Annotated in this window: 12 protein-coding genes; 7 read left to right on the forward strand and 5 right to left on the reverse strand. The window is 74.1% G+C overall.

What is annotated here, in order from left to right:
- Positions 1-102: 102 nt before the first annotated feature.
- From IF23_RS0111490 to IF23_RS0111505, 4 genes are all read right to left on the reverse strand, one after another.
- On the reverse strand, positions 103-603 hold the full coding sequence (locus tag IF23_RS0111490) for a P-loop nucleotide/nucleoside kinase family protein (protein WP_030282563.1): 501 nt from the start codon (positions 601-603) through the stop codon (positions 103-105).
- Between the two features lie 181 nt (positions 604-784).
- Entirely contained in the window at positions 785-1483 is a 699-nt protein-coding gene (locus IF23_RS0111495) for a ribonuclease H family protein (protein ID WP_030282565.1), read from the reverse strand.
- Between the two features lie 66 nt (positions 1484-1549).
- Positions 1550-2164 (reverse strand): hypothetical protein, encoded by a 615-nt coding sequence (locus IF23_RS0111500; protein WP_051739505.1) that lies wholly within the window; start codon positions 2162-2164, stop codon positions 1550-1552.
- A gap of 172 nt (positions 2165-2336) precedes the next feature.
- Positions 2337-2693: an MmcQ/YjbR family DNA-binding protein gene (locus IF23_RS0111505; RefSeq protein WP_030282569.1), complete on the reverse strand. Its 357-nt coding sequence runs from the start codon at positions 2691-2693 to the stop codon at positions 2337-2339.
- Between the two features lie 187 nt (positions 2694-2880).
- Here IF23_RS0111505 and IF23_RS0111510 point away from each other — a divergent pair, with 187 nt between their 5' ends.
- The 5 genes from IF23_RS0111510 (at position 2881) to IF23_RS0111530 (ending at position 9023) form a co-directional block, all read left to right on the forward strand.
- Entirely contained in the window at positions 2881-4278 is a 1398-nt protein-coding gene (locus IF23_RS0111510) for a pyridoxal phosphate-dependent decarboxylase family protein (protein WP_030282570.1), read from the forward strand.
- Positions 4279-4713: 435 nt separating this feature from the next.
- Positions 4714-5265 carry a MarR family winged helix-turn-helix transcriptional regulator gene (locus IF23_RS0111515; RefSeq protein ID WP_030282572.1) on the forward strand — a complete coding sequence of 184 codons (552 nt, stop codon included), beginning with the start codon at positions 4714-4716 and terminating at the stop codon, positions 5263-5265.
- Positions 5262-7820: an MFS transporter gene (locus IF23_RS0111520; RefSeq protein ID WP_030282573.1), complete on the forward strand. Its 2559-nt coding sequence runs from the start codon at positions 5262-5264 to the stop codon at positions 7818-7820. Before IF23_RS0111515 ends, IF23_RS0111520 begins: the two co-directional genes overlap by 4 nt.
- Before the next feature lie 326 nt (positions 7821-8146).
- Positions 8147-8362 carry a cold-shock protein gene (locus IF23_RS0111525; protein ID WP_030282575.1) on the forward strand — a complete coding sequence of 72 codons (216 nt, stop codon included), beginning with the start codon at positions 8147-8149 and terminating at the stop codon, positions 8360-8362.
- A gap of 271 nt (positions 8363-8633) precedes the next feature.
- Positions 8634-9023 (forward strand): hypothetical protein, encoded by a 390-nt coding sequence (locus IF23_RS0111530; RefSeq protein WP_245654955.1) that lies wholly within the window; start codon positions 8634-8636, stop codon positions 9021-9023.
- Between the two features lie 13 nt (positions 9024-9036).
- Here the strand turns inward: IF23_RS0111530 and IF23_RS0111535 are convergent, their stop codons facing one another.
- Positions 9037-9495 (reverse strand): hypothetical protein, encoded by a 459-nt coding sequence (locus tag IF23_RS0111535; RefSeq protein ID WP_030282578.1) that lies wholly within the window; start codon positions 9493-9495, stop codon positions 9037-9039.
- Between the two features lie 172 nt (positions 9496-9667).
- On the opposite strand from IF23_RS0111535, the gene IF23_RS0111540 reads away from it, so the two are divergent.
- Both IF23_RS0111540 and IF23_RS0111545 read left to right on the forward strand, forming a co-directional pair.
- Positions 9668-9964 (forward strand): hypothetical protein, encoded by a 297-nt coding sequence (locus IF23_RS0111540; RefSeq protein WP_030282580.1) that lies wholly within the window; start codon positions 9668-9670, stop codon positions 9962-9964.
- Positions 9965-10194: 230 nt separating this feature from the next.
- Entirely contained in the window at positions 10195-11721 is a 1527-nt protein-coding gene (locus IF23_RS0111545) for a GMC family oxidoreductase (RefSeq protein ID WP_030282582.1), read from the forward strand.
- Positions 11722-11886 lie beyond the last annotated feature (165 nt).

Consider the following 11886-nt stretch of genomic DNA (forward strand, 5'->3'; position numbering starts at 1 on the left):
GGCACGCCATGGGGGACGGCGTCCGGCTCGTACGGGTCCTGCTCACCGCGACGGACGCCACGGCGGGGGAGCGGCTGACCGCACGGGAGATCGGCTCGGGGCTCACCCCGGAAGCCCGGGTGACCGTGCGGCGGACGGCGCCGCCCACCCCGTCGCCCCCACGACCTCCCGCGCGAGATCGACCACGGTGCGTCCGTCCGTCGCCAGCCGCACGGTGTCGTCGGGCGCCCGCGCGTCCAGCAGGCGTGCCTTGCGTGCGCTGCCCGCCAGTTCGGCGGTGAGCTCCGAGCCGATCTCCCGTGCGGTCAGCCGCTCCCCCGCCGTGGCGTCCGTCGCGGTGAGCAGGACCCGTACGAGCCGGACGCCGTCCCCCATGGCGTGCCGGTCGGCGTAGTTCGACCAGACGGCCGCGAGATTGCGTGTGGTGAGCGCGGTGCGGTGCGGGTCCCCGTCCGGCGCGGGGTGGGCCTGTCCCAGGTAGTCGCCGTCGATGACGCAGTGCCGGACCGCCGCGGCCCGCAGCTGCGCCGAGACCTCCCAGCCCACCGTGGTCTTCCCCACGCCCGCGCGCCCGCCGATGAGCAGTACCTCTGCCGTGTCCATGGCGGGCACCCTGCCACGGTCGGACGGACCGACGCAGGCGGATTTCCCCGCGGCGCGCGCCCCGGTACGGCCGAGGGCCGGAGACCGCGCGACGGACGCAGCGCGTCCCGTCACCGGCCCCGGCCCTCGGTATCCGGCTGTCGGCTCCCGGCCCTCGGATTCCGCCCCTCGGCGGGGTCCGCTACGCCGCGCCGTTCGCGGAGGTGCGGCAGTCCGGGTGGCCCCAGCCGTCCGGGTTCTTGGCGATGGACTCACCCGCGGCGTACGAGCGGCCGCAGCGGCAGCGGCCGGGGAACTTCGCCTTCAGCGTCCGGGACGAGCCGCCCCCGGCACTGCGCGTACGGGAGGCGCCGCCGCTGCGGACCGGCTTGGCGCGGGCGGCGGTGGGCGAGGAGGGCGGCGGTTCCGGGGAGCCCTGGGCGCTGCCCGCGGCTTCCTGGTCGACGGCGGCGCGGCTCGCGGCGCGGTCGGCGAAGTCGTTGAGCCGGTCACCGTCCACCTGGTGCGCGGGGACGTACCGGAACGTGACGGAGCGGTCGGTCAGCAGCGCGTCGATGCGCACCACCAGCTCCTGGTTGGCGACCGGCTTGCCCGCGGCGGTCTTCCAGCCCTTGCGCTTCCAGCCGGGCAGCCAGGTCGTGACCGCCTTCATCGCGTACTGCGAGTCCATCCGGATTTCCATCGGGATCTGCGGGTCGGCGTGGGTCAGCAGCCGCTCCAGCGCGGTCAGCTCGGCGACGTTGTTGGTCGCCGTGCCCAGCGGTCCCGCCTCCCAGACGGCCGGTTCACCGGCCTCGTCGGCGATGACCCAGGCCCAGCCCGCCGGTCCCGGATTTCCCTTCGACGCCCCGTCACACGCGGCGATTACGCGTTCAGCCATGCCCCGATCATCCCAGGCCGACGGGGTGCCGGACGCCACGCCCCCGTTCCCGGCGCCCGCCGTGACTCAGCGCGGCGGGGCGGTGGCGGGACGCCAGGACGTCAGCCCGTCGGTGGCGGTGCGGGCGCGCCAGGCGGTGAAGGCGGGATAGCCGCGTACCCCGTCGGCGACGACCGCGCGGTAGACCCAGACGCCCGGCAGCGGCTCGCCCTCGGCTGCCGCCGCCTCCTTGATCGTGAGGATCGCGTCCCGCATCTCCTCGGTGAGCGCCGCGCGCAGCGGTGCGACGAGGTCGGCGGCGCGGGGGCCCGGATGGTCGTCGGCCAGCCACCACATGTCGATCTGCCAGGTGTCGCCGGACGCCGCCTCGTAGTCCAGGCGCCAGTACAGCCCCTGGTCGGGCAGGTCGAGGGCGTGGGTGAACCGCAACCGGCGGACGCCCGGCAGCTCGGTGCAGGGCACGAGGGCGGCGAAGCCCCGGGCGGCGGACGGGGCCGGGGAGTAGATCTCCAGGTCGATGTCCGGTTCGACGACGAGGTCCAGCGCCACCGACCCGACGACCACCGGCCGCCCGAGGGGACGCCAGCGGTCGACCAGACCGAGCGTGCCGAGGATGTCGAGGGCGGTGGCCCGGCGGTGGGCGGCGCGGTCACGGCGGGCGGCGGCTTCCGGAGCGGGCATACGCCGACCCTATGCGGACGCGCCGCCCGCCACCTCGGAGACCGGCGGGAAGCAACGGGTGCGGCCCGGATCCCGGCCCCGGACCCGCCGCTGCCGCCTACGGGGCCGGGGCACGGAGCCGCCACACCACCCCGCTGCGGCCACGACCGGGGCCCGCCCGGAGCGGGGTCCGCTACGGATGGAAGGTGTCCAACAGGCGGGGCGGGGCGGCCTGTTGCCAGGAGTCGGTCAGGATGTCGCGGAGTTCCGTCTCGTCGTCCAGGGCGGCGAGGCGGACGCGCACCCAGTTCGAGCCGGCCTCGTGCGGCGGGACCCAGAACTTCTCCGGCTCCGCCGCGATCAGCTCCGCGCGCTCGTGCATCGGGCAGCGGACGGCGAACGACGTCTCGTCGTCCGGCACGGTCACGAACATCTTCCCGGCGACCCGGAAGGTCGGCATCCCCCACGCCAACCGCTCCTCCGTCCCGGGGAACGAGAGCGCGATACGGCGTACGTCGTCGGAGTCGGGCGGAGCCGGGGTATCGGTCATGCCCCGAGAGTACGAGGGCGGCGCGGGAATCCGCACGGCGAGCAGCCACCGCCCGCGCGGAGGGCGTACGAGCCGCGGAATTGGAAGGCGTACGGCCCCCGGAATCGGTCCAGTTGTGCGCAGGTGGACCGGGCCGTGGCCGCGCGCACCGCCCTAGCGTGACGGCGAACCCGAGAATGGAGACCCCATGCACCCTCGTCTCGCCGACGACCTCGCCGACCTGCCCGCCCTGCTGGAGGCCGCCCGCGAACGCGCCGTGACCTTCCTGGACGGCGTGGCCGAGCGGCCGGTGATCCCGGCCTGGCAGCCGCCGCCGGAGGTGCCGCTGCCGGAGTCCGGGGCGGGGCTGCGGGCGGCGCTGGCGGAGTTCGGCGAACACTGGGAGCCGGGCCTGTCGGGGAGCGCGGGCCCCCGGTACCTGGGGTTCGTGACGGGCGGGGCGACGCCCGCGGCGCTGGCCGGTGACTGGCTGACCGCCACCGCCGACCAGAACTCCAACACCTCGCTGGACGCCACCGGCCAGGTGCTGGAGCGGCGGACCGTGGCCTGGCTGCGGGAGCTGTTCGGCCTGTCGGACGCGCACGCGGGGACGTTCGTGAGCGGGGCGACGATGTCGAACACCGTCGGCCTGGCGGTGGCCCGCGAATGGCTCGGTGAGCGGCGCGGGGTCTCCCCGGCGCGCAGCGGTGTGGCGGCGCTCGGTCCCGTACGGGTGCTGTCGGGGGCCGCGCACGCGAGCGTGACCAAGGGGCTGTCGGTGCTGGGGCTCGGGCACGACGCGCTGGTGGCGGTGGGGACGCTGCCGGGGCGGGAGTCGGTCGATCTCGTGGCGCTGGAGCGGGAGTTGGCGGCGCAGGACGGGCCGTGCGTCGTGGTGGCGAACGCCGGGACGGTCAACACCGTCGACTTCGACGATCTGACGGCCCTCGCCGCGCTGCGCGACCGCTACGGCTTCTGGCTGCACGTCGATGCCGCGTTCGGCGCGTTCGCCGCCCTCTCCCCCGCGTCGGCGCATCTGGTGGCCGGGTTGGATCTGGCGGACTCGATCTGTGTGGACCTGCACAAGTGGCTCAATGTGCCGTACGACAGCGCGGTGCAGTTCACCCGGCGGCCGGATCTGCAGGCGGAGGTGTTCCGCAGCGCCGCGGCGTACCTGGGGCCCCTGGGCGCGAACCCGGACCTCGTCCATCTGACGCCGGAGAACTCGCACCGGCTGCGGGCGCTCGCCGCGTGGTTCACCCTGCGGGCCTACGGGCGGGAGGGGTACCGGGAGATCGTCGAACGGTGCGTGGCCGGTGCCCGGGCCCTGGGACGGGCGGTGGAGGCGGCGCCGGAGCTGCGGCTGCTGGCGCCGGTGCGGCTGAACGTCGTCTGCTTCACGCTGGCCGACGAGCCGACGGAGCAGTCGCTGCGCGCGCTCGCGGACGCGGTCTCCACCGAGGCGTTCATGACGCCGACGGTCTACGACGGCACCCCGGCGCTGCGGGCGGCGTTCAGCAACTGGCGTACCGGCGAGGCGGATGTGGCCCGGATCGCGGCGGCGCTGGAGGCGGCGGCGCGGAAGGTGACGGCCGAGCAGGCGTGACCACACGCTCCCGGGCCCCGGGCGGGCGCCCGGGAGAAGACGTCCGCCCGGGGGGAGGCGCCGGGCCGGACGGAGCCGGATGACGAGGCGGGGGCCCACGGACCGACGGGCCCCCGCCTCGCGGCACTTCCCCGCCTCGCGGCGTACCGCCGGGCCCGCGCCGCCCGTCCGCCGCGCCCCACGTCGGCGCACGGCCGCGCGAAACCGCCGGGCGGCGCCGGGCGACCGGCGGCCACGGCGGGCCCGGCCCGTCGCCTCGAAGTCCGCTTCGTCAGTCATGCTCCCGACCGTAACGCCGGGGTCTGACAACGGCGTTCGGCCCGGCGAGGTGGCGGAACGGTGATCGGTGGGCGCCGCGAGAGGCTAGACTTGCTGGATACAAGCAATATGCCGGGTCGGCCGACGTGCGCCGACGCACTTTCGCAAGGATTCATCATGAGCAAGGGGACGGTCCCCCCTGTCGGCCACACGGACCAGCGGGTCACCGCCGCCTCCGGGCTGGACGAGGCGGCCGCCGGACTGGGGTCGGAGATCGTGCGGTTCACGCGGCTGATCGCGGCGTGGAAACAGCGCGCGAAGAACGACGCGAGCGCCGCCGACCGGGTGCTGCTGGCCCGACTGGTGATCGGCGGCGACCGCCGGGCGACCGATCTGGCCGCCGACGCGTTCCTGGACCTGTCGACGGTCAGCCGTCAGGTGCGGGCACTGGTCGACCGGGGTCTGGTCGAGCGGCGCCCCGATCCGGACGACGGGCGGGTCACCCTGCTGAGCGCCACCCCGTCCGGCCGGGACACCTTCGAGCACTACCGGCGTCAGCGCGACGCCGAACTGGCCGGGCTGCTGGAGCCATGGACGCCGCAGGACCGGGCGGACCTGATCCGGCTGCTGGGCCGCCTCAACAACGACTTGGTGAAACACCAACACGCGCGACCGTGCTCCGGGGGAGACCAGGGCGGCGCCGCGCAACAGGGAGAGCACAGCGCATGAGCACATCCACCTCCCCACCCACGGCGGGGGCCAAGGCGATACCGGGGACCGGTGTCCTCACCCACCGTCAGATATTGACCATCCTCAGCGGTCTCATGCTGGGGATGTTCCTGGCGGCGCTCGACCAGACCATTGTCAGTACCTCGATCCGGACCATCGCCGACGACCTGCACGGGCTGAGCCAGCAGGCGTGGGCGACCACCGCCTATCTGATCACCTCGACGATCTCGACCCCGCTGTACGGCAAGCTGTCCGACCTGCACGGCCGGAAGCCGTACTACCTGACGGCGATCAGCGTCTTCGTCGTCGGCTCGGTGGCCTGCACCTTCTCCACCTCGATGACCGAACTCGCGGCATTCCGCGCGGTGCAGGGGCTGGGCGCCGGCGGTCTGATGTCGCTGGCGCTGGCCATCATCGGTGACGTCGTCCCGCCCCGCGAACGGGCCCGCTACCAGGGCTACATGCTGGGCACCTTCGCGACCTCCAGCGTGGCGGGCCCGCTGATCGGCGGCGCGCTGGCCGGTCAGGAGCATCTGCTGGGGATCACCGGCTGGCGCTGGGTGTTCCTGGTGAACGTGCCGATCGGCATCATCGCGCTCTTCGTCGTCGCGCGGGTCTTGAACATCCCGCACACCCGGCGCGACCACCGCATCGACTGGTGGGGCGCGCTGACCATCGCGATCGGTGTCGTCCCGCTGCTGCTCGTCGCCGAACAGGGCCGCGAGTGGGGCTGGGGGTCGAACACCTCGATCGCCTGTTATGTCATCGGCGGCCTCGGCATCATCGCGTGGATCTTCGTCGAGCGGTGGATCGGGGACGACGCGCTGATCCCGATGCGGCTCTTCCGCAACAGCACGTTCAGCATGACGAGCCTGCTGTCCGTGCTGATCGGCATGGGGATGTTCGGCGGGATGCTGATGATCCCGCAGTACCTCCAGATCGTGAAGGGCGCGAGCCCCACCCGCTCGGGCCTGGAGATGCTGCCGCTGATGGCGGGCATGCTGATCGCCTCCGTGGCCTGCGGCCAGATCACCGCGAAGACCGGCCGCTACAAGATCTTCCCGATCTTCGGTACGGCGCTGATGGTCGCGGCGATGCTGCTCTTCCACTTCCGGGTCCAGTGGGACACCCCGCTGTGGGAGACCATGATCTACATGCTCGTCTTCGGCCTGGGGCTGGGCGGTTGCATGCAGACGCTGGTGCTGGCGGTGCAGAACGCCGTACCGCCGCGGGACATGGGCGTGGCGACCGCGTCGTCGACGTTCTTCCGGCAGATGGGCGCCACCGCCGGTACCGCGATCTTCCTGTCGGTGCTGTTCAGCACCGTCGGCGACAAGATCGCGGACGCGTTCGGCTCGGCCGTGCACACCGAGCGGTTCCAGGCGGCGCTGCACGACCCGAAGGTCCTCCAGGACCCGGCCAACAAGCCGGTCCTGGACATGCTCAAGGCGCCCGGGGGCGGCGGGAACTCCTCCGGTGTGCTCAGCGACTCGTCGTTCATCCAGCACCTGGACCCGCGGCTGGCCGAGCCGTTCAAGCGCGGGTTCGCCGACTCGATGCACACGGTCTTCCTGATGGGCGCGATCGTCGTCGCGGTGGCGTTCCTGCTGGTGCTGTTCGTCAAGGAGGTGCCGCTGCGGCAGATCTCCGGTCTGCAGGCGCGCGCCCAGGCCGATGCGGAGGCCGCCGGTGCGGCCGGTGCGGGCGAGGGCGCCGCGGCGCAGGCCGAGGTCACCGCCGCGGCGGTGGCGCCCGCCGCGCCGGTGCCGACCGCGCCCGTGGAGCTGTCGGGCCCCGGCGTCACGGGCACCGTGCACGACGGCGGCGGCACCCCGGTGGCGCAGGCCGTGGTCACGATGATCGATGTCGGCGGGCGGCAGTTGGGCCGGACCGCCACCGGCGACGACGGCCGCTATGCGCTGGCCGCGCCGGGCGCCGGGACGTATGTCCTGATCGGCTCGGCGGGCGCCCGGCAACCGCAGGCGGCGACGGTCGTGGTGGCGGACGAGCCGGTGCGGTTCGACATGGCGCTCGGCGGCGCGGCCGGACTCTCCGGCGAGGTCGTCGCGGATCTGGACAGCGCTCCGCTGCCGGGTGCGCTGGTCGTCGCCACGGATGTCCGCGGTGAGGTCGTGGCGTCCGGGGTCGCCGGTGCGGACGGCGGCTTCGCCTTCGGGGAGCTGGCGCAGGGCGGCTACACCCTCGCGGTCAGCGCCGAGGGTCACCGCCCGGCCGCCCTCCCGGTGGAGGTCGCCTCCGGCGGCCGCAACCACTACGAGGTCCGGCTGACACCCGGCGCCCGCATCCGGGGCACCGTACGGTCCGCGCACCACGGGCCGCTGGGCGACGCCCGGGTGACGCTGCTCGACCCGGCGGGCAACGTCGTGGGCACGGCGACGACCGGCGGTGACGGCGCGTATGTCTTCACCGACCTCGACCAGGGCACCTACACGGTGATCGCCAGCGGCTATCCGCCGGTCGCCACGCCGCTGCGGGTGGACACCGACGGACACACCGAGTTGGACATCGACCTCGGTCACGACACGGTCGGCTGACCGGTCGCCGACGGGACTTCGGGCCCGGCCCCTGCTCCAGGGGTCGGGCCCGCTCCTTTCCCCGGCCCGCCGCCCGGACCGCGCCACGCGGCACCACCCCTCCGACGCCTCTTCACGCTCCGTACGGCTCCATCGACACGCAGAACACACGAAACCCACCCCAAAAGCCCACCCTTTGTGGCCATCAAGTCACTCTCTGTGTAACGTCGAAGGGTGGCCGCCGAGTTCCGCATCCGGTCCGGTCGGTCACCACTTGTCAGTCATCCATCGTCTGTCGCGGCCTCCCGCACGGTGCGGGAGGTCTTACGAGTTCCCGTGGAGGGCATATGAAGAGCGGCATCGTGAAGTGGTTCAACGCGGAGAAGGGGTACGGCTTCATCCAGCAGGACGGCGGCGGACCCGACGTCTTCGCCCATTACTCCCACATCAACGCCACCGGTTTCCGGGAGCTGCGGGAGGGCCAGCTGGTCTCCTTCGACGTCACCGAGGGCCACAAGGGCCCGCAGGCCGAGAACATCGTGGTCAACACCGTCGACGCCTGAGCCGCCGCCCGGCCCCCCTTTCCAGGGCCCGTCGCCGCCCCGCTCCCTGAAGGAGCGGGGCGGTCCGCGTCGGGGGACGCGCCGATCCGGCCGTCAACCGCCCGTGCACCGCGCGACGTACTTCTCGTACGCCTCGCTTTCTGCCCCGGCGCCGCGCGTCGCCCCGGTCGGGCTCCGTACCGGGCCACGGCCCCTGATCCACCTCGGCGCGCTCGCCCGGTGTCGGGCGATGGAAGAATGCGGCTCCACGGCCCAGGGAAAGGTGAGCAGGGTGGAATCTCCAGTTCCGAGCGTGCTGTGCGATGTCGGCGCGCTTGCCGCGGACGCCTCGGAGGGCGCCGCGGTGCGGTGGAAGCTGGCCGAGTCCGGGCGCCAGCTCGACGCCAATGTCGTCCGTCTGACGGCCGGGCAGCGCGTGGACGCGCACACCGAACCGGACCTGGACGTTCTCCTCCTCGTCCTGACCGGGGACGGCACCCTGGAGTCCGCCGGTCCGGACGAACCGCTGGCCGCGGGCGGGCTGGTGTGGCTGCCGCACGGCTCCACCCGCGCCCTCGTGGCGGGCGCGGCGGGCCTGTCGTATCTCACCGTGCACCGCCGCCGCCCCGGTATGCGGATCGGCAGCCGTCCCCCGGGTACGGCGGGCCCGGTCACCGGCTGACGGCGGCGCCGGGTCAGGGCGCGGCGGTGTGGTCGGGGTGGCCGTGGGTGCGGCGGCTCTCCTTCAGCTCCGCCTCGTTGAGGTGTTCGCGGCCCGCGACCAGTTCGCCGCGTACCTGCGCCTCGACGGCGGCGAAGGGCCGGTAGTAGGTGGCGTTGTACTCCTCGACCACCTGGAACGTCCAGCGGCCCGGGAGGACGTTCCGCCCGACGATCTCGCGCTCGACGAGATCCGCCAGATCGAGGTGACCGGCGGCCCGCAACTGGTGGACGCTCTCCCCCACCGTGCGGTCGGCGCCCCCGGTGAGCTGGTGGAAGGCGTAGAGGTGGCCGCGGGCCCGTTCGACGGTCTCCAGCGCTTCCGAGAGGGTGCCCAGCGCCCGGACCGTGGCGTCGCTGACCCCCTCGGGCCTGCGGTGGGCGGCGTCCGGGCCGGGCCGGTCGGCGTCGTGCGGTACGGAGTGACTGCTCATGCCCCTCCTGTGCCCCGGAATCCGGCCGCTGTCCGCACAGGTACGGCCAGCGGAGTGAACGTGGCCGTCCCCGGGGGCGAAGGGCCGCCCTGCGGCGACCGGCGGCCGGTGCCAGACTTGAGGAACTGCGCCCGGCCGCCGGCCGGTGCCCCCGTCACCCGAGGGGGAATTCATGACCTGGGCTTCCTGGACCACCGTCGGCATCCACGCACGGCCGGGCACCGTCCACACCGTGGAGGGGCGGGACCTCAACGGCGATGTGACCATCCATACGACCTGGTCGGAGAAGCAGGCGGATGTGACGGTGCAGTACACCGGCTCCGCGGACTGGTTCACGATGGTCGGCAGTCCCGTCCCCTGCTTCTCCGAGGAGGACAGCCGCAGCTTCCACCAGGCGGTGGTGGAGGCGGTACGCGGCGGCGAGGACACGGAGCGGGAGCTGGAGCGGCTCTTCGAACGGCAGCGGTAGCGTCCGCGCGGTGCCGCCCGGTCGGTGGGTCCGGCCGGGCGGCCCGCCGCGTCCGGGTCCGGTGACCGCCCGCCCGCGCCGCCCGGTTCCCGCCGCGTACGGTGCGCGCCGCCGCCGTTCCCGGCCGTCCTCGGCGTTCCGTCCCCGTGGGGCGCGCGCGGCCTCTACCGTCCCTGGGGAGCGACGACTTCGGGCCCGCCGGGCCGGTCGCGGGACGAGAGAGGGCCGCCATGGCGCAGATGCGTACGGAGCACGACTTCCTTGTGGTGGGAGCCGGTTCGGCCGGGAGTGTGCTGACCCGCAGACTGCTGGACCAGGGGTACTCCGTGCAGGTGCTGGAGGCCGGGCCGCCGGACGACGACGCGCTGGTGCACAGCCCGCAGGGGTGGCCCGCGCTGCTCGGGTCGGCGCTGGACTGGGCGGCCGTGTCCGTCCCGCAGCGGCACGCCAACCACCGGCGGTTGGCCTGGCCGCGCGGGAAGGTGCTCGGCGGTTCCAGCTCCCTCAACGGCATGATCTACATGCGCGGACACCGCAGCGACTACGACGGCTGGGCCGCCGACGGCTGCCCGGGGTGGGACTGGGACAGCGTGCTGCCGCTGTTCAAACGGTCCGAGGACCATGTGGACGGCGCCGGTGACTGGCACGGCGCGGGCGGGCCGCTGCCGGTCGGCCGGATCACCGCACCGCATCCGACGGCCGCCGCGTTCGTCGAGGCGGCGACCGCGCTCGGCCACCCCCTCACCGACGACTTCAACGGCGCGCGGATGACCGGCGTCGGCTACAACCACGTCACGGTCCGCGGCGGGCTGCGGATGAGCGCCTGGCAGAGCTTTGTCGCGCCCGTCCTGGGCAACCCGGCGCTGACGGTGACGACCGGTGCGCGGGTGCACCGGGTGGTGCTGGAGAAGGGCCGGGCCGTCGGGGTGGAGTACGCGGCCGACGGGCGGCTGCACCGGGTGCGCGCCGCGCGGGAGGTGCTGCTCTGCGGCGGGGTGCTCGGCTCGCCGCAGACGCTGCTGCACTCCGGCATCGGCCCGGCGGACGCGCTGGGCGCGGTCGGGGTGGAGACGGTGGTGGACCTGCCGGGCGTGGGCGCCAACCTCCACGACCATCTGCTGGTGAGCAACGTCTACGAGGCCACCGCGCCGCTGCCCGCCGGTACCGCGAACCTGCTGGAGGCGCAGCTGTTCGCCGCGTCCGACGCGACGTTGCCGGGGCCCGACCTCCAGCCGCTCTTCCTGCACCTGGTGTATCCGGCGGAGTCCTATCCGGTGCCCGAGCACGGCTACACCATCGCGCCGGGGCTCGTGCGGCCCCGGTCGCGCGGCACGCTGCGGCTCGCCTCCGCGGACCCGGAGGCGGCGCCGCTGATCGACCCGAACGTGCTGGCCGACCCGTACGACCTGGAGGCGCTGGTCGACGCGGTGGAGCTGAGCCGGGAGATCGGCGGGCAGCGGGCGTTCGACGTCTGGCGCAAGGCGGAGGTGGCGCCGGGCCCGGAGGCCCGCACCCGAAACGACCTGCGGGCCTATGTGCGGCGGGCGGTGGGGACGTACCACCATCAGGTGGGCACCTGCCGGATGGGGCGGGGCCCGGAGGCGGTGGTCGATCCGTCGCTGCGGGTGTACGGCGTGGCCGGGCTGCGGGTGGTGGACGCGTCGGTGATGCCGTCGGTGCCGTCCGGGAACACCAACGCGCCGACGATCATGGTCGGCGAGAAGGCGGCGGACATGATCCTCGCGGACGCGGGCTGAGGCGGCGGTCCGGGGCCGCGCGGTCCGGCCCGCCGGGCGCGGGCGGCCCCGGGCCCGCCGGGGAGGCGCGGGTCCGGTGCGCCGCGGCGTGCCGGACCGGCCCGTACGGTGCTCCGGTCGGTGCGTCCGCCCGGCACCGTGCGGCCATGGTGCCGGGCGGGCGGG

The organism is Streptomyces catenulae, assembly GCF_000718015.1.
Taxonomy (GTDB): Bacteria; Actinomycetota; Actinomycetes; order Streptomycetales; family Streptomycetaceae; genus Streptomyces; species Streptomyces catenulae.